At 65.8% G+C, this 21,149-nt stretch carries 20 protein-coding genes; 15 read left to right on the forward strand and 5 right to left on the reverse strand.

Annotated features, from left to right (window positions below; translation table 11 throughout):
- Positions 1 to 35 precede the first annotated feature (35 nt).
- From AC1RT8_RS09135 to AC1RT8_RS09160, 6 genes are all read left to right on the forward strand, one after another.
- The gene (locus tag AC1RT8_RS09135; protein WP_493075293.1) at positions 36 to 911 is read left to right on the forward strand and encodes a UDP-2,3-diacylglucosamine diphosphatase; all 876 of its coding nucleotides are present in this window, start codon (positions 36 to 38) and stop codon (positions 909 to 911) included.
- A gap of 5 nt (positions 912 to 916) precedes the next feature.
- Entirely contained in the window at positions 917 to 1,942 is a 1,026-nt protein-coding gene (locus AC1RT8_RS09140; RefSeq protein WP_493075294.1) for a glycosyltransferase family 4 protein, read from the forward strand.
- Positions 1,943 to 2,048: 106 nt separating this feature from the next.
- Positions 2,049 to 2,729, forward strand: coding sequence for a cell cycle transcriptional regulator TrcR (locus tag AC1RT8_RS09145; protein WP_493075295.1), 681 nt, complete (start codon positions 2,049 to 2,051; stop codon positions 2,727 to 2,729).
- A gap of 198 nt (positions 2,730 to 2,927) precedes the next feature.
- A complete protein-coding gene (locus AC1RT8_RS09150) occupies positions 2,928 to 4,016 on the forward strand; it encodes an MBL fold metallo-hydrolase (protein WP_493075296.1) in 1,089 nt (362 codons plus the stop codon).
- 260 nt (positions 4,017 to 4,276) lie between these two features.
- On the forward strand, positions 4,277 to 4,768 hold the full coding sequence (locus tag AC1RT8_RS09155; protein WP_493075297.1) for a dienelactone hydrolase family protein: 492 nt from the start codon (positions 4,277 to 4,279) through the stop codon (positions 4,766 to 4,768).
- A gap of 129 nt (positions 4,769 to 4,897) precedes the next feature.
- Positions 4,898 to 5,533, forward strand: a complete 636-nt coding sequence (locus tag AC1RT8_RS09160; RefSeq protein ID WP_493075298.1) for a glutathione S-transferase family protein — start codon at positions 4,898 to 4,900, stop codon at positions 5,531 to 5,533.
- A 77-nt stretch (positions 5,534 to 5,610) separates the two neighbouring features.
- Here the strand turns inward: AC1RT8_RS09160 and AC1RT8_RS09165 are convergent, their stop codons facing one another.
- Positions 5,611 to 5,859, reverse strand: coding sequence for a hypothetical protein (locus AC1RT8_RS09165; RefSeq protein WP_493075299.1), 249 nt, complete (start codon positions 5,857 to 5,859; stop codon positions 5,611 to 5,613).
- 528 nt (positions 5,860 to 6,387) lie between these two features.
- Here AC1RT8_RS09165 and ileS point away from each other — a divergent pair.
- From ileS to AC1RT8_RS09200, 7 genes are read left to right on the forward strand one after another with little or no spacing between them, the layout of a single operon-like run.
- Positions 6,388 to 9,225 (forward strand): isoleucine--tRNA ligase, encoded by a 2,838-nt coding sequence (ileS, locus tag AC1RT8_RS09170; RefSeq protein ID WP_493075300.1) that lies wholly within the window; start codon positions 6,388 to 6,390, stop codon positions 9,223 to 9,225.
- A complete protein-coding gene (gene lspA / locus AC1RT8_RS09175) occupies positions 9,222 to 9,740 on the forward strand; it encodes a signal peptidase II (protein WP_493075301.1) in 519 nt (172 codons plus the stop codon). The genes ileS and lspA overlap by 4 nt, the downstream gene beginning before the upstream one ends.
- Positions 9,733 to 10,149 carry a DUF3035 domain-containing protein gene (locus tag AC1RT8_RS09180; RefSeq protein WP_493075302.1) on the forward strand — a complete coding sequence of 139 codons (417 nt, stop codon included), beginning with the start codon at positions 9,733 to 9,735 and terminating at the stop codon, positions 10,147 to 10,149. Before lspA ends, AC1RT8_RS09180 begins: the two co-directional genes overlap by 8 nt.
- 45 nt (positions 10,150 to 10,194) lie before the next feature.
- Positions 10,195 to 10,470, forward strand: a complete 276-nt coding sequence (locus tag AC1RT8_RS09185) for an endonuclease domain-containing protein (RefSeq protein ID WP_493075303.1) — start codon at positions 10,195 to 10,197, stop codon at positions 10,468 to 10,470.
- Complete coding sequence (locus AC1RT8_RS09190) at positions 10,455 to 11,369, forward strand: ABC transporter permease (protein ID WP_493075304.1); 915 nt, start codon at positions 10,455 to 10,457, stop codon at positions 11,367 to 11,369. The genes AC1RT8_RS09185 and AC1RT8_RS09190 overlap by 16 nt, the downstream gene beginning before the upstream one ends.
- Positions 11,366 to 12,148: an ABC transporter permease gene (locus tag AC1RT8_RS09195; RefSeq protein ID WP_493075305.1), complete on the forward strand. Its 783-nt coding sequence runs from the start codon at positions 11,366 to 11,368 to the stop codon at positions 12,146 to 12,148. The genes AC1RT8_RS09190 and AC1RT8_RS09195 overlap by 4 nt, the downstream gene beginning before the upstream one ends.
- The gene (locus AC1RT8_RS09200; protein WP_493075306.1) at positions 12,145 to 13,689 is read left to right on the forward strand and encodes an ATP-binding cassette domain-containing protein; all 1,545 of its coding nucleotides are present in this window, start codon (positions 12,145 to 12,147) and stop codon (positions 13,687 to 13,689) included. The genes AC1RT8_RS09195 and AC1RT8_RS09200 overlap by 4 nt, the downstream gene beginning before the upstream one ends.
- 48 nt (positions 13,690 to 13,737) lie before the next feature.
- Here AC1RT8_RS09200 and AC1RT8_RS09205 read toward each other — a convergent pair whose 3' ends face one another.
- From AC1RT8_RS09205 to sseA, 4 genes are all read right to left on the reverse strand, one after another.
- Complete coding sequence (locus AC1RT8_RS09205; RefSeq protein WP_493075307.1) at positions 13,738 to 14,481, reverse strand: TorF family putative porin; 744 nt, start codon at positions 14,479 to 14,481, stop codon at positions 13,738 to 13,740.
- 205 nt (positions 14,482 to 14,686) lie between these two features.
- Complete coding sequence (locus AC1RT8_RS09210; protein WP_493075308.1) at positions 14,687 to 15,973, reverse strand: mechanosensitive ion channel family protein; 1,287 nt, start codon at positions 15,971 to 15,973, stop codon at positions 14,687 to 14,689.
- Entirely contained in the window at positions 15,970 to 17,169 is a 1,200-nt protein-coding gene (metC, locus tag AC1RT8_RS09215; RefSeq protein ID WP_493075309.1) for a cystathionine beta-lyase, read from the reverse strand. The genes AC1RT8_RS09210 and metC overlap by 4 nt, the downstream gene beginning before the upstream one ends.
- A gap of 10 nt (positions 17,170 to 17,179) precedes the next feature.
- Entirely contained in the window at positions 17,180 to 18,028 is an 849-nt protein-coding gene (sseA, locus tag AC1RT8_RS09220) for a 3-mercaptopyruvate sulfurtransferase (protein WP_493075310.1), read from the reverse strand.
- A gap of 218 nt (positions 18,029 to 18,246) precedes the next feature.
- Here sseA and queF point away from each other — a divergent pair, with 218 nt between their 5' ends.
- Positions 18,247 to 18,693: a preQ(1) synthase gene (gene queF / locus AC1RT8_RS09225; RefSeq protein WP_493075311.1), complete on the forward strand. Its 447-nt coding sequence runs from the start codon at positions 18,247 to 18,249 to the stop codon at positions 18,691 to 18,693.
- A gap of 144 nt (positions 18,694 to 18,837) precedes the next feature.
- The gene (locus AC1RT8_RS09230; RefSeq protein ID WP_493075312.1) at positions 18,838 to 21,108 is read left to right on the forward strand and encodes a glycosyltransferase family 4 protein; all 2,271 of its coding nucleotides are present in this window, start codon (positions 18,838 to 18,840) and stop codon (positions 21,106 to 21,108) included.
- The last annotated feature ends 41 nt before the right edge of the window (positions 21,109 to 21,149 follow it).

Consider the following 21,149-nt stretch of genomic DNA (forward strand, 5'->3'; position numbering starts at 1 on the left):
CAGGTCCATCAGGGGCTTTGCGGGATATTGCCAAGATGGACGCCATCACCAAAATCGCGATGGATAACAGCATCGCCGATTTCGCCGACTTCGCACATTCCAAGCCATCGATTCCGGAACGCGAGGTCACCGAGCGCCGCAAATATCGCACGATCTGGATTTCCGATATCCATCTCGGCACGCGCGGCTGCAACGCCGATATGCTGATCGACTTCCTCGACCATGTCGACAGCGAGCGGATGTATCTGGTGGGCGACATCATCGACGGCTGGCGGCTCAAGAAGAAATTCTACTGGCCGGCGTCGCACAACGACGTGGTCTGGCGCATCCTCAAGCGCGCCAAGCGCGGCACCGAGGTGATCTACATCCCCGGCAATCACGACGAGGTCGTGCGCCAGTTCACCGGGCTGGATTTCGGCGGCGTGTCGATCCGCCGCAACGCGATCCATCAAACCGCCGATGGCCGCCGCCTTCTGGTGCTGCACGGCGACGAATTCGACGCGATCACGCTCGCGCACAAATGGCTCGCGCACGTCGGCGACGTGGCGTATGAATTCATGATGGCGCTCAACAGGTTGGTGAACGCGTACCGCCGCTTCTTCAAGCTGCCCTATTGGTCGCTGTCGAAGCATGCCAAGGCGAAGGTGAAGAACGCGGTGGAGTTCATCTCCAATTATGAGGAAGTGATCGCTCAGGCGGCCGGCGCGCGTGGCGTCGACGGCGTCGTGTGCGGGCACATCCACACCGCCGAATTCCGCAACATCGGCGGCATCGAATATTATAATGACGGTGACTGGGTGGAGGGCTGCAATGCGCTCGTCGAACATTTCGACGGGCGGATGGAGCTGCTCCACTGGCCCGACGAGATCGCCGAACGGGAAGCGGCGAAGATCGAGATGCTGGCGGCCTGACGAGCGTGCGTATCGCGATCGCCACTGATGCGTGGACCCCCCAGGTGAACGGCGTGGTGCGGACGCTGCAAGCCGTGCGCGCCGAGCTTGAACGGCAGGGGCATGTCGTGATGGTCGTCTCGCCCGACCTGTTCTACTCGATGCCCTGCCCGACCTATCCGGAGATCCGCCTGGCCTTCGCCCGGACCCATGCGGTCGGCAGGATGCTCGCCGATTTCAACCCGCAGGCGATCCATCTCGCGACCGAGGGGCCGGTGTGCCTCGCCGCGCGGCGCTGGTGCCTGATGAACGCCTTCCCCTTCACCACCGCCTATCACACCCAGTTCCCCGACTATGTCTCGGCGCGGACCGGGGTGAACCCCGAATGGGTGTGGCGCTATATCCGCTGGTTCCACGCGCCGGCCCAGTCGATCCTGGCGTCGACGCCATCGATCGCCGCGACGCTCCGGGAACATGGCCTGGGCAAGGTCCGTCATTGGGGCCGCGGCGTCGATCTCTCGACCTTCTCGACGGCGGTCGGGCCCGATCCGGCGCTCGCCGCGCTGCCCGGCCCGATCCAGCTCTATGTCGGCCGGGTCGCGGTCGAGAAGAATATCGAGGCGTTCCTGGCGAGCAGCCATCCCGGCACCAAGATCGTCGTCGGCGACGGCCCGGCGCGCGCGTCGCTCGAGGCGCGCTATCCCGAGGCGAAGTTCCTCGGCCCCCGGTTCGGCGCCGAACTGGCTTCGGCCTATGCCAGCGCGGACGTGTTCGTCTTCCCCAGCCGCACCGATACGTTCGGGCTGGTGATGATCGAGGCGCTCGCCTGCGGCGTGCCGGTTGCCGCCTATCCCGTCACCGGCCCGGTCGACGTCCTGACCGACACGGTCGGCGCGATGGACGACGATCTGACCGCGGCGATCGCGCGTGCGCTGACCAGGGATCGTGCGGCCTGCGCCGCTTATGGCCGCAGCTTCACCTGGGAAGCGAGCGCCCGCCAGTTCCTGAGCGCGCTGGTGCCGGTCGACGGGGACGAGGCGATCGCGGCGTGAGCCTTGCCACTCCGCTCAAGGGCGACTAAGTCATCATCATTGTGCGGCCGCTCCGAAAGGGGCGGCCCTTATTGTTTGCGCTCTTAGTGCTTTTAAGGAGTTCCCGGTGGCCCAGCCGCTCATGCCCCACGCGACCGCCTCCTGGCTGGTCGACAACACCTCGCTCAGTTTCGAGCAGATCGCCGAGTTCTGCGGCCTGCACATCCTCGAGATCCAGGCCATCGCCGACGACACCGCCGCGACCAAGCTGACCGGCCGCGACCCGGTCCGCGCGCACGAGCTGACCCAGGACGAAATCGAGAAAGGCCAGGCCGATCCCGACCACCGCCTCGTCATGCTGAAGGGCCCGGATCAGGTCCGCCGTACCAAGGGCCCGCGCTACACGCCCGTTTCAAAGCGTTCGGACAAGCCCGACGGCATCGCCTGGATCATCCGCAACCATCCGGAGATCTCGGACGGCGCGATCGGCAATCTGATCGGCACCACCCGCACCACCATCGCCGCGATCCGCGATCGCAGCCACTGGAACATCGCCAACATCACCCCGAAGGACCCGGTGACCCTGGGCCTGACGACTCAGCGCGAGCTCGACGCCGCGGTGGCGAAGGCAGCCAAGGCTGCGGGTCTCGAGGCGCCGGTCGATACCCGGCTCGAGGGCGACCGCGAGGCGTTGATCACCGAATTGCGTGCCCAGCGCGACCAGCTCGCGCGCGACGCGGAGGCGGCCGAAGCGGGCGAGGAAGCAGCCCCCAGCGAGCCGACCGCGGAAAGCCTGTTCCGCCGTTGAGGCGGGTGCCGGCGCCGGATATCGGAGCGGCAATTACCACTGGCGTCATGCCGGACTTGTTCCGGCATCCATGTATCCGCAAAAGCAACCGGTGTTGCGTTTGCGGAACGATGGACCCCGGAACAAGTCCGGGGTGACGCAATGCGTTGTCGCATTTGCCGCGTGACTCGCCCGTCATTCCGTTGCTAGTCGCAACCTATGGCAACCGCTTCCCGCTCCGATGCCGCGTTCGTCGCGGATGAAAGCTTCGTCCCCACCAGCCACAAGGGCTTGACCTATCCGTTCGGCGGTCGCGAGCCGGCGGCGGGTGACGTCATGACGGTGGCGCCTGGCATCCAGTGGGTGCGGCTGGCCGTTCCGGGGCCGCTCAAGCACGTCAATTGCTGGCTGGTCGACGATGAAGGCGGAGTCGCTTTGGTCGATACGGGCATGAACCTGCCCGACGCGCGCGAGGCTTGGAAGACCGTGTTCCGCGGGCCGCTCGCGGGCACGCGCATCACGCAGATGATCGGCACGCATTTCCACCCCGACCATGTCGGCCTGGCCGGCTGGATGTGTTCGCACCATGCGGCTCCGCTGGTGATGACGCGGGGCGAATGGCTCACCCTGCGCTCGGTCCTGCTCGATGCGCGTGATGTCGTGCCCGACGAAATGATCGCCTTCTGGCGTGGCGCCGGCTGGAGCGACGAACAGGTCGACCACGCCAAAGCGCGCGGCTGGTCCGGTTTCCGTCGGATCGTGACGCCGATGCCGCTCAGCTATCGCCGCATCAAGGATGGCGACAGCATGACGATCGGCAATGCCGCGTGGCGCGTCGTGGTCGGCTCGGGCCATAGCCCCGAGCATGCCTGCCTGTTGAACGAGGCGGCCGGCGTATTGATCGCGGGCGACCAGGTCCTGCCGCGCATCAGCCCCAATGTCTCGCTCGGCGTGACCGAGCCCGAGGGCGATCCGCTCGGCGAATGGTTCGCCTCGATCGCCAGGCTCCGCCTGTTGCCGCACGACCTGCTGGTCCTGCCCGGGCATGGCGACCCGTTCACCGGGCTCCATGCCAGGCTCGATGCGATGGATCGCGAGCACCGCGAACGGCTCGACGAACTCGAGGTCTTCCTCGCCGAACCGCGCCGCGCGGTCGATTGCTTCGGCCGGCTGTTCCGCCGCGCGATCGGGCAGGACATGCTCGGCATGGCGACGGGCGAGGCGCTGGCGCATCTCCGCCGGCTGGAGGTCGAGGGCAGGGCGGTGAAGGACGTGCAGGCCGGCATATGGTGGTACCGCGCGGCCTGAGGCGTCTGCCGGCGCGCATTTTGCCCGGACGCGCGTGCGATAATGATACAAAGGCGGCACGCGATGAAGAAGCGCGCCCAAGTCATGGCCGAGGCAGGATGATCGCCCGCCTCCTAAAGTATTGTGAAAAACAGATAGTTAGGTCCCAACAAGAACGCGTGGGCCTGCTGGCGTAAAATCCCTTCGTTTTGGTTGTATCGCGGCCCTCTTGAGGTTACGCTTTTGTTAATCCGCACAGGGGCGGCGTTAGGGGAGTCACCATGCCAGATATCAACGATCAGCCCGTTGTGGGTTTCGAGGCGCTGGGCCGTACGCCAGTCGGTCGTCGCGGCGTCATGCGCCGCATGGCCGCGCTTTCGGTCGCTCCAGTCGTCGCCGGCTTCGGTGTGCTTGGCTTTGCCGGCTCCGCCTTTGCCGCGGCCGATGATTCGCGCCTCAACGCCCGCAACCTCCGCTACGCGCTTCGTGGCGGCAAGATGCTCCACGGCTATTTCGCCTCGCCGCGCGGCAAGGCGAATCTGGGCGTGGTCGTGGTGATGCCCGATCAGGCCGGTGCGGACGCCAAGGCGCAGGAAACCGCGCGTCGCTATGCGCTCGCCGGTTATATGGCGATCGCGCCAGATCTCGGTGCGACCTTCAAGAGCGGCAATCGCGACTCGATGGTCGCCGAAATGATGAAGACGATGCCCGAGCTGAAGCGCCTGTCGCACAGCAACAGCAAGGTCTCGAAGGTCAGCGTCGTCGCCGCCTGAGGGTAGCGATTCGACGTTCAGCACGAATTTTCCGACCGGCGTCAGGGGCGACCTTGACGCCGTTCGCTTGCCATGTTCCATTTATGTTCTGCGAAGGCGAGTCGGCAGGAACCACAATGGGAGGACGAGATGGCTGCGGACCTGATTTTGTACACCAACCCGATGTCGCGTGGGCGGATCGCGCGCTGGATGCTCGAAGAGAGCGGCGCCGATTATGAGACGGTGGTGCTCGATTACGCCTCGACGATGAAGCAGGAACCCTATCTGTCGATCAACCCGATGGGGAAGGTGCCGGCGATTGTCCATAAGGGACATGTCGTCACCGAATGCGCCGCGATCTGCGCCTATCTGGCGGATGCCTTTCCCGGGGCCGGCCTCGCGCCGCCGACCGCCGATCGCGCCGATTATTACCGCTGGCTCTTCTATGCGGCGGGTCCGGTCGAGCAGGCGGTCACCAACAAGTCGATGAACTTTGCGCCCAACGAACAGCAGCAGCGTTCGGCGGGATACGGCAATTACGATCTCGCGGTCGACACGCTTGAAAAGGCGGTGTCGGCGCATCCCTATATCGCGGGCGACAGCTTCACCGCGGCTGACGTCTATGTCGGCTCGCAGGTCGTCTGGGGCGTCCAGTTCGGCACCTTGCCTAAGCGCGACGCGTTCGCCGCCTATGCGGAACGCATCACGACGCGCGACGCCTATCGGCGCGCCAACGACAAGGACAATGCGCTGATGCCGGCGCCGGAGCCTGAGGCGGCGGGTTGATACATTTCATTTCCTCTCCGCTTGTGCGAGAGGGGCTTTAAGCTCGTACCTCCGATCGCCTGCCCCGGGGGCCGCCCTCAAACTGCACGCAGCCCCGGGTGGACGCCCCGGCGGATATTGCTGAGATAGAGTTCGTCGTCCCGGCGCTGCTCCTGCCACATGCGGTGGATGCGGAGTCGCACGCGGCACCATTTCTGCACCTCGTCCCACCGGCCGCCCTGGGTCGCCTGCGCGATGTTGCGTTCGATCGCCTCGAGCGAGCGCTCGCCCAGGCCCATCGTCTCGCGTGCGAGTACGGCTATTTCGTCCCCGCCTGTCATCGTCATCTCGCGCTCCCGTTCGGGCAATTGAACAGGCTAGACGAGCGCCGAGGGGCCGCGGTTCCGGCGAATCATGCCTAAGCGAGGCTTAACGGCCGGGGCGGATGTTTCTTTCGGGAGTCGCGGCTGTCGATTCACGCATCGGAGTCATGTCGCTATGGCTGGCGGGTCGACCGGACCAGGCCCGAAGTACAGCATGAAGAAAATCCGATACCCCTCGCATAAATATTACTTGCGGCACTCAATGCTGCCCGGCTCATCACGCAGTCACGTGAAGGTTAGTCCGCGAGTTGCAAGATCGCGATGCCCCATCGCCGCGAAAAGATTCCGCAGGCCGGAAATAGCGCTCGATTTCGGCCCTCTCACAGGTGGGTCGCATAATTCCGCGAATATTTGCCACGCTCCGCCGCGCGAACTTGCGGAGTCCAAGGATGGACTGCCGAATTACAGGCGCTCCAACACCGCGTCATGGCGACGGCTCTCGTGGCGCGGGTCTTTCAACCCATCATCCTCTCGTCTAAAGCCCGCTCACTCATGACCGACGCACCCGACTATCGCGACACCGTCTTCCTCCCGAAGACCGATTTCCCCATGAAGGCCGGCCTCGCCCAGAAGGAGCCGGCTATCCTCGAGCGCTGGGCGAAGATCGGCCTGTACGATCGCCTGCGCGAACAGCGTAAGGGGCGCGAGCGTTTCATCCTGCATGACGGCCCGCCCTATGCCAATGGCGACATCCATATGGGCCATGCGATGAACAAGGTGCTGAAGGACATCATCGTCCGCAGCCAGTCGCTGCTCGGCAAGGACGCGCCGTACGTGCCCGGCTGGGATTGCCACGGCCTGCCGATCGAATGGAAGGTCGAGGAAGCGTACCGCGCGAAGAAGCTCGACAAGGATCAGGTGCCGGTCGCCCAGTTCCGCGCCGAATGCCGCGCCTATGCCGAGAAATGGGTCGCGGTGCAGCGCGTCCAGTTCGAGCGGCTCGGCGTGATGGGCGACTGGGAAGACCCGTACCTCACCATGAAGTTCGAGGCCGAAGCCGCGATCGTCAACGAGCTGCTGAAGTTCGCCGAAAGCGGCCAGCTCTATCGCGGCGCCAAGCCGGTGATGTGGTCGCCAGTCGAGAAGACCGCGCTTGCCGAGGCCGAGGTGGAATATGAGGATGTGGTGTCGACCCAGATCGATGTCGCGTTCGAGATCATCGAGGCGCCGAACGCGCCGGAGCTGGTTGGCGCCCATGCGGTGATCTGGACGACCACGCCCTGGACGATCCCGGTGAACCAGGCGCTGAGCTATGGGCCTGAGCTATCTTACGACTTGGTCGAGTTTGGAGGTCGGAGATTCCTTGTCGCCTTTGGCTGCCAAGCAAAGTCTATGGAGCGTTGGGGCTACGAACCTCAATCCGGTGAGGGTGGTCTGGCGGGAATGTACAGCGGCTCACAGCTCGCTGGCGCCGTCGCCCGCCATCCGATGCACAAGCTCGGCGGCTTCTTCGCCAAGCCCCGCCCGTTCCTGCCAGGCGATTTCGTCACCACCGACGCCGGTACCGGTCTGGTCCATATGGCCCCGGATCACGGCGAGGACGATTTCCTGCTGTGCAAGGCGCACGGCATCGACCCGGTCTTCGCGGTCGACGGCGCCGGCATGTTCCGGCCCGACTGGTTGTGGCTGGGCGGGCAGGGCAGCGTCATCAACAAGAAGTTCGTCGCCTCGGACGGCCCGATCTGCACCGATCTGCGGGAGGCGGGGGCGCTGCTCGCCGCATCGGACGACTTCCCGCATAGCTATCCGCATAGCTGGCGGTCCAAGGCCAAGGTGATCTTCCGCGCGACGCCGCAATGGTTCATCCCGATGGACGAGATCAAACAGGATCTCGCCGTCGCCGAGCCGATCGAGCTTGGTGCCGATGTCGGCTTCGCGCCGATGCTCGGCCACGGCGTCGGCAATGCGCCGACCTTGCGCGAGATCGCGCTCGACGCGATCGAGCGGACGCGCTGGGTGCCCGCGCGCAGCCAGAACCGCATCCGCGCAATGGTCGAGCAGCGCCCCGACTGGGTGATCAGCCGCCAGCGCGCCTGGGGCGTGCCGATTGCGCTCTACGTCAACCGCGTGACCGGCCAGTATCTCAACGATCCGGCGGTCAATGCGCGCATCGTCGACGCGTTCAAGGCCGGCGGTGCGGACGCGTGGTTCGCGGCCGACCATCAGGCTTTGCTCGGCAAGAAATATCGCGCTGACGACTATGAGGTGATCACCGACATCCTCGACGTCTGGTTCGATTCGGGCTCGACGCATGCCTTCGTGATCGAGCAGCGTTACGGCGAGGGCGTCCGCGCCAATCTCTATCTCGAAGGCTCGGACCAGCATCGCGGCTGGTTCCAGTCGTCGCTGCTGGAAAGCGCCGGCACGCGCGGGCGTGCGCCGTACGATGCGGTGCTGACTCACGGCTTCGCGCTGGACGGGCAGGGGCGCAAGATGTCGAAGAGCCTCGGCAATGTCGTCGATCCGCTCAAGATCATCCAGGAATCGGGCGCCGACATCCTGCGCATGTGGGTCGCGCAGACCGATTATTTCGAGGACGTCCGCATCGGCAAGGAAGTGCTGAGCACGACCAGCGACGCTTATCGCAAGCTGCGCAACACCTTCCGCTATCTGCTCGGCGCGCTCGACGGGTTCAGCGATGCGGAGAAGGTCGACACGCGGCACATGCCCGAGCTTGAGCTCTACGTGCTCCATCTGCTCGGCCGGCTCGATGTCGAGCTGAAGGCCGCGACCGAGAATTACGAGTTCAACCGCTATCTGCGGCTGCTCACGGATTTCGCGCAGGAAGACCTGTCGGCCTTCTTCTTCGATATCCGCAAGGACAGCCTCTATTGCGACGCGCCGGACGATGCGAAGCGCCGCGCCTATCGCACGGTGCTCGACATCCTGTTCCACGCGCTGGTCCGCTACGCGGCGCCGATCCTCTGCTTCACCGCGGAAGAGGTGTGGCAGGAGCGCTATCCCGACGATCAGGGATCGGTGCATTTCCTCGAATGGCCGGTCCTGCCCGCGCTGCCGGGCGACGATGCGGTCGCGACGGTCTGGGCCGATGTCCGCGCGCTCCGCGTCCAGGTGACCGAGGCGATCGAACCGCTGCGCCGCGAGAAGATCGTGCGCTCCAGCCTCGAGGCCGAAGTGGTCGTCCCGAAATCGCCCCTGTCGAATGAGGCGCTGGCCGAACTTTTCATTGTGGCGAAGGTCACGACCGGCGATGCCGTGTCGGTCACCCGCACCGCTTTCCACAAATGCGGCCGTTGCTGGCGCCATCTGCCCGACGTCGCGGAAGATGGCGCGCTCGACGATCGCTGCGCAAAGGTCGTTTCGCGATGAAGAAGCTTCCGCTTGTCGGCCTCGTCACCGGCGCCGTCCTGTTCGTGGTCGATCAGGCCACCAAATACGGCATCACCGAAGTGCTTCGCCTGGATGCGTCGAGTCTGGGGCGGGAGATCACCTCTTTCTTCACCTTGCGCTTTGTCGCCAATCGGGGTGTGTCGCTCGGGTTGCTGCATGCCGATACCGAGGCGATGCGCTGGGCCCTGGTCGCGCTGACCGCGGCGATCGCAGTCGGCGTGCTGGTGTGGATGCTGCGCGAGCCGAACCGGCAGGACCAGGTTGCGCTCGGCCTGGTGCTCGGCGGCGCGGTCGGAAATATCCTCGATCGCATCCGGTTCGGCTATGTCGTGGACTTCGCGGATTTCCACATTGGGGCATGGCGCCCCTTTTTGGTCTTCAATGTCGCCGATGCGGCGATTACGATAGGAGTGCTCATCCTGCTTGTGCGAGCGCTCCTGGTGCGCGACAAGCCGCGGGCAGGGCGTGCTTCAGTGGAGAATATGAATGCGTAAGTTGGTGTCGATCGCAACCGGGCTTGGCCTGGCAGCCCTGCTCGCCGGTTGCGGCCATGGCGGCATGGACCGTGCCCGCCCCGACGAGTTCGCCGTCGCCCGGCAGGCGCCTCTGGTGATCCCGCCCGATTTCTCGCTGACCCCGCCCCAGCCGGGCGCGGCGCGCGCCAATGACGTGAGCCCCAATGCCCAGGCGCTCGACGCGCTGTTCGGCGGCAAGTCGGCACGCTCCGCCTCGGAAAGCGCGACGATCGACGCGGCCGGCTCCGAGGCTGCCGATCCGGGCATCCGCTCGGCCGTGGGCGATCCCGGCACGACGGTCGTCGACAAGGGCTCGACCACCCGCGACATCGTCGCCGCCCCCGAAGGCGACGGCCAGGACGCCCGCGCCGCGACGGCGAATCCCTAGTCGAATCTCCCCTCCCGCTCGCGGGAGGGGTCGGGGGAGGGCTTGTTGGACAAGGGCTACGGCAGACCGACGCTCCGCGCCCGCGAATTGCGCGCCAACGCGACGGATGCCGAACGCCTGTTGTGGGCTTGTCTCAGAGCGCGCAAAGTTGCCGGCGCTCGCTTCAATCGGCAGGTGCCGATAGAGGACTTCGTTTCGCGGTCCGCCAAGCTGATCGTCGAAGTCGACGGCAGACAGCATGATTCAAACCCGTCTGCGGATGAGGTACGAACACGGTATCTTGAAGCGGGGGAGAGTAGAGTTTCATGCGCGCGATCCTGATCCGCAGGCTCGCGACCGCGATTCCGACGTTGCTCGCGGTCATCCTGCTGTCGTTCGTGCTGATGCGCGCGGCGCCGGGAAGCCCGTTCGACAGCGAGCGTCCGCTCGACCCCGCAACCCGCGCCGCCTTCGCGGCCGCTTACGGTCTCGACAAGCCACTGCCCGAACAGGCCGCGCGCTATCTCGGCGGCGTGCTGACCGGCGATTTCGGACCTTCCCTGGTCTACAAGGACTTCACCGTCGGTGCGCTGATCGGGCAGGGGCTGCCGGTGTCGCTCACTCTCGGCGGCCTGGCGTTGCTGCTGGCCCTGGCGCTTGGTATCGGCGCCGCGACCTTTGCCGGGACTCACGCAGGCGGTTGGGCCGACCGGGCGATCATGACGGTCGCGACGTTACTGACGGCAATCCCCACCTTCGTGACCGGCCCGGCGCTTGCCCTGGTCTTCGCGCTGTGGCTTCAGGTGCTGCCCGTCTCCGGTCTGGACGGCGCCGCGTCGCTGGTGCTGCCGGTGGTCGCGCTGGCCCTTCCGGTCGCGGGTGCGATCGCACGACTGGCGCGGGCAGGGCTGGCGGTGGCGCTGGCGCAGGATCATGTGCTCACCGCCCGGGCGCGGGGCCTCACGCCACGCGCCATCCTGTGGCGGCATGCCCTCAGGCCGGCGCTGGTGCCGGTGGTGAGCTATCTCGGGCCTGCCGCCGCGGGTTTGCTGACCGGCGCGGTGGTGATCGAGACGGTGTTCGGCCTGCCCGGCCTCGGCCGCTATTTCGTCCAGGGCGCGCTCAACCGCGACTATCCGCTCGTGTTGGGGGTCGTCATTCTCTACGCGGGCCTGATCCTGCTCTTCAACCTGATCGCCGACCTTGCCTATGGCTGGCTCGATCCGCGGGTGCGCGGATGAAGATCGCTGGGTGGACCATCGTCGCGGTGGTGCTGGCGGCGCTGCTGCTGCCGTTCGCGCTGCCCTGGAGCTATGATCAGATCGACTGGAACGGCGTACGCGCGGCGCCCTTCACGCACGGCCATCTGCTCGGCACCGACAGCGTCGGGCGCGACCTGCTGGCGCGGACCTTGATCGGCACGCGGATCACCTTGACGGTCGCGGCGGCAGCGGCGCTGGTCGCGTTGCTGATCGGCACTGCCTGGGGCGCGATCGCCGGCTGGGTCGGCGGACGGGTCGACGAGGCGATGATGCGCGTGGTCGATGCGCTCTACGCGCTGCCCTTCATGTTCGTCGTCATCCTGCTGATGGTCGTGTTCGGTCGGTCGATCGTGCTGGTCTTTCTCGGCATCGGCGCGGTCGAGTGGCTGACCATGGCGCGGGTGGTGCGCGGCCAGGTGATGGCGCTGCGCCACCGGCCGTTCGTGCTCGCGGCGGAAGCGGCCGGGGCGCCGTCTGGCGCGATCCTGCTGCGGCATGTGCTGCCCAATGTCGCGGGCGTGGCGCTTGCCTATCTGCTGCTCACCGTGCCGCAGGTGGTGATGGTCGAGAGCTTCCTCTCCTTCCTCGGACTCGGCGTGCAGGAACCGCTGACCTCGCTCGGCATCCTCGTGCATGACGGGGCAGAGGACATGGACGTCGCACCGCTCGCGCTGCTGGTGCCGGGCGGCGTGCTGGTCGGCCTGATCCTCGCTTTGACCGCGCTGGGCGAGCGCCTGCGCGACCGGCTCGCGCGGTGACGCTGTACGCAGTCGAGCGGCTGGGCGTGGAGATCGGCGGAATGCCGCTGGTCAATGACATGAGCTTTGCGGTCGAACCCGGCCGCTGCACCGCGCTGGTCGGCGCGTCGGGGTCGGGCAAGAGCCTGTCCTGCCTTGCACCGTTCGGTCTGAGCGCCGGCATCGCAAGCGGATCGGCCCGCTTCGAGGAGCGCGAACTGATCGGCATTAGCGAAGCCGATCTCCGCCCGATCCGCGCGCGCGCCGGGTTCGTGTTCCAGCATCCGCTGACCGCGCTCACACCCCATCTGAAGATCGGTGCACAACTGACCGAGGCGGCGATGGCGCTGGGCGGATCGCGGCCGGATCGGGCGGCGCTCGCGGCGATGCTCGACCGGGTCGGGCTGAGCAGGGCTGAGGCGAAGCTCGACGCCTATCCGCATCGATTGTCAGGCGGCGAGCGCCAGCGCGTACTGATCGCCGCCGCCATCGCGCATGGGCCGTCGCTCCTCATTGCCGACGAGCCGACCAGCGCACTCGATGCGCATCTGCGTCATGCGATCATGGAGGCGCTGGCGCGGCTTCGCGATGACGGGCTGGGTCTGTTGATGGTCAGCCACGATCTCGCGCTGGTGGCGCGCCATGCCGACCGGATCGTGGTGTTGGAGGAAGGAAAGGTGGCTGAGGCAGGCTCCGCCGATGACGTCATGACGCATCCGGCGAGCGATGCGGCGCGGGCGCTGATTGCGGCCTGCCCTGGGCTGGACGATCCAGTGCCGATCCTGCCGGCGACAGGCAGGACCCTGATCGAAGCCCGTGGGATTCATGTCGGCTTTCGCGCACCTGGCTGGCGCGGCGGGCGGATCGTGGCGGTCGATGACGCATCGTTCGTGCTGGCGGAAGGCGAGGCGCTGGCGATCGTCGGTGCCTCGGGCTCGGGCAAGTCGACCCTGGCGCGGGCGATCGGGCGGATCGGGCCGTGCGACGGCGGCGCGGTGATGTGGCGGGGCGATGCATTGCCGCCGCGCGGGGCGATGCGACGCGACCATCGCGCGCGCATGCAGGCGGTGTTCCAGGATCCGGCGGCGAGCCTCGACCCGCAATGGACGGTGGCGGAGAGCGTCGCCGAGCCGTTGCGTCACCTGATGCCAGAGCTGACCACCGCCGAATGTCGCATCCGCGCGATCGAGGCGCTGGAAACGGTCGAGCTGGGCGCTGCCTTTGCCGATCGGCGCCCGGCGGGCCTGTCCGGCGGGCAGGCGCAACGCGTTGCGATCGCGCGGGCGCTGGTCGCGTCGCCCGATCTGCTGATCCTCGACGAGGCGACTTCAGCGCTTGACGTGCTGGTGGCGGGGCGGGTCCTGGAGCTGCTCGAGCGGCTGCAACGGACTCGCGGGCTCGCGATCCTGATGATCACCCACGATATCGCGGTGGCGCGCCGGCTGTGTCACCGGATCGCGGTGATGGAGGCTGGCCGGATCGTCGAGGAAGGGCCGTCCGACGCCCTCATCACCTCGCCGCAGTCGGCCGCGGCCAAGGCGCTGATTGCTGCGAACAGATAAGCAAAAGGGGACGGCGCGAGCCGTCCCCTTCCACCCTTGACGAAGTGCTTAGAAGGAAGCGCCCAGCGAGAAGACCACACCGGAGCCGCTCAGGTTCCGGTTGCCGAGGTACACGTCCTTGTTGGTGTCCACATAGCTCGCACCCAGGGTCAGGTGATTCCAGGTCACCGTCGCGCCGAGGCCCCAATCGGTATAGCTGTCGCCAATCGAGAGGTAGCTCGGGCCGAAGGTGTGGCCGAGATGCGCGGTCAATCCGATCGGCGTCTTGGGGATCGACGCCGAAAGATCGCCTGCGAGATAGAGGTTGTCTTCCTTGCCATTGCCGACACTGAGCGCGTTCGACTTCGGTGCGTAGTTTGCGGTCACCTTGCCCGTGACCGGACCGGTTGTCGCGGAGACGGAGACATAGGGCTCGACGAAGTCGGTCGGCGCATTGCCACCGCCCGGATAGTAATAATAGAGAACGCCGCCATCGAGCTTCACGCCGTTGCCGAAGGTGTGCGAATAGCCCAGGATGAGATCGAGTTCCTGATCGCTGCCGGCAGCAATATAGTCGTCGATCGTCGAACCCCAGACGGTCGCGTAGAAGCCTGACTCGTGGCTCACGGTGAAGGTGCCCTGCAGCGCAACCTTCTTGTCGGTCTGCGAGATGCCGCGGAAACGGTAGTCCGATACGACGGTGGCACCGCCGGTGACGGTGATGGCCGGTGGCGGCGCGGTTTCTTCCTGCGCGAGGGCCGGCGTGGCGAAGGCGAGCATCAGCGCGCTGAGGCTGATCGTGGAAAAGCGCATGGGTATCCCTTTCGATATGAAAACGGGTCCCCACCTGCAGGCCGAGTGGACGAGGCATCTTTTGGCGGGTCGTTTAACGACCCTGTGCCAATGTTTCCGTTCGGTAAGGAAAGATTGCCGAAATGCGCTGCAGCGCACAACATAATTCTGTCACACGCCCGCCGGTTTGCGGAGCATGTTGCACCTGCGCAACAGTGGCGGGACGTCAGGACAACGGGTTTGCCGGGGGAAAATCCTGGCTGATATGGACCTGGCGATGGGGGAAGGGGATCTGAATCCCATGTTCCTTGAACAGCCACCATAGCCGGTTGAGCACGTCGGATCGGACATTGCCGACGCCGCTTTCGGGGTCGCTGATCCAGGCCAGGATGTCATGTTCGACCCCGCTTTCGCCGAAACCGGTCAGCCAGACGTTCGACTTGGGGCTGTTGAGCACCCGCGGACTCTCGGTCGCGGCGCGGAGCATCAGTTCCTGGGCGAGCTTCAGATCGCAGCCATAGCCGACCGTCACCGGAATCCGCACGCGTACGTTGCGGTCGGTATAGGACCAGTTCTCGACCTCGTTGGTCATGAGGTTCTCGTTCGGGATCAGATGCTCCTTGCCGTCGCGCGTGAGCACGGAAACCGCGCGGATGCCGATGCGGTTGACCCAGCCGAAGCTCTCCCCGACGACGATCACGTCGCCCGGTTTGATCGAGCGGTCCATCAGCAGGATGATCCCGGCGATCAGGTTGCCGATCGTCTTTTGCAGGCCGAAGCCTATCGCGAGGCCGAAGGCGCCGGAGAAGACGGCGAACGCCGTGAGGTCGATATCGAGCAGGTCGATGCCGATGAAGAAGGCGATGGTGACGACCGCGATGGCCGCGAGTTTCTGCGCGAGCAGCTTCTGCGTCGGGTCGAAGCCGCGCGAACCGGCGATCCAGTGCGCCATCGCGCGGTTGACCAGCCGCACCCCGGCAAACAGCGCGACCGCCGTGACGGCGATGATGATGAGTGACAGCAGCGAAAAGCGGCGCTTGCCGATGTCGAAGCCGATGCGTTCGAGGACTCGCGTTATCGGCTCGAGCCCCCCGACGGCGTGACTGAAGATCGCAACGAACAGGATCGCCGCCACCATCCAGGCCATGTAGCGCTGAATGCCGAGGCCACGGAGAATCGAAACGCTGGTGAGCCCAACTGCTGCCCCTAGCGCGAGCCCGATCGGGGCACCCGCAAGCGGCGGCCAGGACGCCGCGTTGAGCAGGATGGCCAGCAGCAGGGCAGCGGTGCCGTGGCGCAATATCCGGTGCAGCCGATCGCCCACGCCCTCGGCATGGTGCCCCAGCCGCTGCTTCCATTCCCGCTCCGCGATTGGCCCGACGAATCGACCCATCATCACACTGCAGGCCAGCGCGGCGAGCACCAGCCCGCCAGCGATGGCAGCCTCGTTCACCATGCTCTGCGAAATCGTCGCCAGCCCCTGCGCGCGCAGCCAGGCGGCGACCGAATTCATGCCAGCGCGGTCCGGAACCGTTCGAGCCCCGCATCGAGATCCGCGATCAGGTCGTCCGGATCCTCGATGCCGATCTGCAACCGCACCAGCAGCCCAGGATCGCGGCGCCTGGTGGCGGTGCGATAGCGTGCCGGGTCGACTGGCAGCGCCAGGCTCTCGAACCCGCCCCAGCTATAGCCGATACCGAAATGCTCGAGCCCGTCGATCAGCGCGGAGCGCGCTTCCTCGGTCGCGTCCTTCAAGGTGAAGGAAAAAAGCCCGGTCGATCCCTTGAAATCACGCAGGAACAGGTCGTGGCCGGGGCAGTCCGGCAAAGCGGGGTGGAACACCGCCGCAACCTCTGGCTGCGCCTTCAGCCAATGCGCGATCTTCAGCGCGCTGGACTGGTGCTGGGCAAGGCGGATGGCGAGCGTGCGCAGGCCGCGCGAGCCGAGCCAGCAATCGTCCGGGCTGGCGATCTGGCCGAGCTGGAAGCTGGTATCGCGCAGCTTCGCGAAATGGCCGGGTGCGGCGGTGACCGATCCGAGCATTACGTCCGAATGGCCGACGATATATTTGGTGCAGGCAAGGATCGAGAGGTCGATGCCGCGCTCGATCGCGGGGAAGAACAGGGGCGTCGCCCAGGTATTGTCGAGCAGGGTCACGATGCCGCGCGCCTTCGCTGCGGCCACGATAGCGGGAATATCCTGCACCTCGAACGTCAGGCTGCCAGGGCTTTCCATGAGGATCGCACGCGTCTTGTCGCCGATCAGGTCGGCGATGCCGGCGCCGATCAGCGGATCGTAGAAGCGCGTCGCGATGCCCATGCGCTTGAGCAGGCCGGTGCCCATCGACCGGGTCGGATCGTAAGCGCTGTCGGGCAGCAGCAGTTCGTCGCCGGGCGACAGCACCGACAGCAGCGCCGCGGCGATTGCCGCCACGCCCGAGGGATAGAGGAAGGTCGCCTCGGCGCCCGGCTCCAGATCGGTCAGCGCATCGGCGAGCGACCACTGCGTCGGGGTACCGCGCCGGCCGTAGAACAGCCGGTGATGCGTATCGCGCCCGCCTGCCGCGCGGAGCTCCGCGACCGAACCGTAGAGGATCGTCGATGCACGCCATACCGGCGCATTGACGATCCCCTGGGTCCATTCAGGCCGACGTCCGGCCGAGACGACGCGGGTCGCGTCGCCCTTGGGGTAGCCGTCCTTGTCACTCATTCATTATCGCTCACACTGTTCCCATTGCCTTGGGGGTTGACCGGTCCGCGCCCCATTCGGACCAGCTGCCGTCATAGACGGCGGCTTCGTTGCCGAGCAGGTGCGCACCGAAGGCGAGGGCCGAGGCGGTGATGCCCGACCCACAGGTCATGACGAGCGGCCTGGCCAAATCCACACCGGCCTTGTCGAATTCCGCCTTCAGCGCTTCGCCCCGCTTCCAGGTGCCGTCGGCGTTGAACAGCTGGCCATAGGGCAGGTTCTTCGATCCCGGGATGTGCCCGGCATGGGTGGCGGGGCGGGGATCTGGCTCCTCGCCGGTGAAGCGCGCGGTGGAGCGGGCGTCGAGGACCTGTTCCGCGCCGCTGTCGAGATTGGCCTTCATCTGGTCGAGGGTGCGCACGCTCTTGTCGTCCGCCCAGACGGTGAAGTGGCGGTGGCGCAGGCTTTCCTTGCCGCTTGCGACATCGCGGCCCTCGGCCTGCCATTTGGCGAGCCCGCCGTCGAGGATCGCCACATCATGCGCGCCGAAGAGGCGGAGCATCCACCAGGCGCGCGCGGCGGTGTGGTGCGGGGCATTGTCGTACAGCACGACGCGGCTGCCATCGCCCAGACCGAGCGATTGCATGCGGCTGGCGAATTTTTCGGGCGGGGGCAGCATCGAGGGCAGGGGATTCGATGTGTCGGAGATATCTGCGAGATCCATGAATACCGCGCCGGGGATATGCGCCGCCTCATATTCCGCCGCCGCATCGCGCGGCGCTTCGCCGGGCAGGGTCGTGAAATAGGTGGCGTCGACGATCCTGAGGTCGTTCGCGCCCAACTCGTTCGCGAGCCATTCCGTCGTAACCAGCGAGTCCATGTGTTCCTCCTAACAAGTCCGCTCGGGTCGAGCATCCGGGGAATCCCCTCCATCTACCGTCCCGGGGAGGAAGAACGACCCAAGGCCGAGGCACTGGGCGGAAGGAAAGGAATCTCCTGCGCTTATCTCTAGCCAGTGGCGGCGGCGGCGTCGAGCCGAACGCGGCGCGATTGCTCGATCCGTTCCATTTTGCGCACCGGCACCCTAGATAGTCCGCCATGACCCCCAAGCATCTCGGCCAGGCCAGCGCGCTGCCCGCTTCTCCCGAAGAGGCGGTGCTCGATTATGTCCCCAATCCGCGCCCCGGCCGCCTCTATCTGGTGCGTTTCGCCGTGCCCGAATTCACCTCGCTCTGCCCGGTGACGTCGCAGCCCGATTTCGCGCATCTCGTGATTGACTATGCGCCGGGCGAGACGATCGTCGAATCCAAGTCGCTGAAGCTGTTCCTCGGATCCTTTCGCAACCACCAGGCATTCCATGAGGATTGCACCGTTGGCATCGGCGAGCGGCTGGCGGCGGAGATGAAGCCGGTCTGGCTGCGAATCGGCGGCTATTGGTATCCGCGCGGGGGTATGCCGATCGACGTGTTCTGGCAGTCAGGACCGCCCCCCGAGAGCCTTTGGCTGCCTTCCCAGGATGTCCCGGGATATCGCGGGCGGGGCTGAGCCGTTCATTTCGGCTTAATCTTGACCTAGATTATCGCGAATCTCTTGTTGCGCTGCAGCATTGCTGCAACCATATTGAAACTTGGCCGTTCGTGGGAGGCAATTCCGGGGCTCCCAGCCCCGTTTCACAAGAGGTTTCAATCGATGGCTCTATCGGAAAAGGTCGTGACCCCGATCGATCACCTGGCATTGATCGGCAATTTCCTTCCTCGGAAATGCGGCCTTGCAACATATACTACCGATACGTTCACCGCGTTGAAGGGCCGATTCCCCGACCTGAAGATCGACGTCTATGCGATGGACGATCATCCCGGCCGCTACGATTACCCAGCCGAAGTGACCGCGAGCATCCCTGACCAGGATCGACTCGCCTATATCGAGGCCGCCCGCGCGATCGAGCGCAGCGGGGCGCAGGCGCTCTGGGTCCAGCACGAATATGGCATTTATGGCGGCCCGGCGGGCGAGCACATCCTCGCCTTGCTCGACCGGGTATCGATCCCGGTCATCGTCACGCTCCACACGATCCTGGAAAAACCGAGCGCCGATGAGCGCCGGGTGATGGAAGGGCTGTTGCGCCGTGCCGCGAAGATCGTGGTGATGGCCGAACGTGGCCGTGAGATCCTGGAGCGGGTCTATGGCGCAAGCCCGCGGGCGATCGTGATGATCCCGCATGGCGTGCCGGATCGCGCTTTCGTCGATCCCGAGACGCTCAAGGCCCGGTTCGGCTGGGAGGGGCGCAAGACGCTGCTGACCTTCGGCCTGCTCGCGCCCAACAAGGGCATCGAGACGATGATCGATGCGTTGCCGGCGATCGTCGCCGAGCATCCAGACGCGCTATATGCCGTGCTTGGCGCGACCCACCCGAACCTGGTCGCGCATGAAGGCGAAGCGTATCGTGACCGGCTGAAGGCGCTGGCCGAGGAACATGGCGTCGCGGGGCATGTCGCGTTCATCGATGCGTTCCTCGAACATGAGGCCCTGATCGACTATCTCCAGGCGGCCGACATCTATGTGACGCCGTACAACAACCCCGCGCAGATCACCTCGGGCACGCTGTCCTACGCCGTCGGCGTGGGCAAGGCGGTCGTCTCGACGCCTTATGTCCATGCGACCGAGATTCTCGCCGACGGGCATGGCGTGCTGGTCGATTTCGGCGATGGCGCCGCCTTTGCGCGCGAGATCAACGCGCTGCTGGGCAGCGACCGCAACCGTATCAAACTGTCCGAGCGCGCTTATGCGCGAGGCCAGACGATGATCTGGCCGCGCCTTGCCGAAGTGGCAATGGGCGAGATCGCCGATATGGTCGCGACCAAGCCGCGCCGCCTTGCGCCCAAGGTGCGCCTGATGCCGCTCAAGCCGGATATCGCCGCCGTCGAGCGGATGAGCGATTCCACCGGCATGTTGCAGCATTCGATCTATTCGGTGCCCGATCGCCGCCATGGCTATTGCATCGACGACAATGTCCGCGCGCTGATGCTGATGACCGCGATCGACACGCTCGACGAGGGCGTGCGCGACAAATGGATGACGGTCTATGCGTCCTTCATCCAATATGCCTGGAACCCGGACAAACGCCGTTTCCGCAACTTCATGAATTTCGATCGCACCTGGTGCGAGGACTATGGGTCGGAGGATTCCAACGGCCGCACGATCTGGGCGCTGGGTGTGACCGCGCGTCGGTCAACCCTTGCCAAGCATCGCGATTGGGCGGTGCGGCTGTTCGACGAGACGGCGTCACTCGCCTTCGAGCTGGGCAGCCCGCGCGCGCAGGCCTTCGCCATGCTTGGTGCGGCGGCGATGCTCGGCGCGCATCCGGGGCATGAGCTGGCGCGCAACATCCTGGAGCGTTTCTCCAACGACCTGCTTGCCCTGGTCGAGGAAGCGCGGCGCCCGGAATGGGAGTGGTTCGAGATCGTGCTGGCGTACGACAATGCGCGCCTGCCCGAGGCGCTGATCCGCGCCGGCATGATGCTGGGGCGTGAGGATCTGCTGAAATGCGGCCTGTCGACCCTGAGCTGGATCGTCGCGCAGCAGACCTCGCCCGAGGGCCGCTTCCGCGCGATCGGCACGGAGAGCTTCGGCCGCGCCTATGAAGAGCCGCTGCCGTTCGACCAGCAGCCGCTCGAGGCACAAGCGACGATCGATGCCTGCTCCGCGGCGTTCAAGGCGACCGGGGACCCGCGCTGGGTCGAGGAAGCGCAGCGCGCCTATCGCTGGTATCTGGGCCAGAACGATCTCGACCTGCCGCTGGCGACGGCGCAGGACGGCGGCTGCTTCGATGGGCTGATGCCGACCGGCCTGAACCGTAATCAGGGCGCCGAGTCGATTCTGGCACTGCAATTGGCATCTTGCGCCATTTCGGGGCTTTCAAAGCGGGTCGAAAGCGTGGCAGGACCGGAGCGCGCCGTCGCATAGCCTCGCTAGCGACGTCGCCGAGACGTCCCAGGTGCGAGGCC

The organism is Sphingomonas sp. GW821-FHT10F11, from assembly GCF_058809095.1.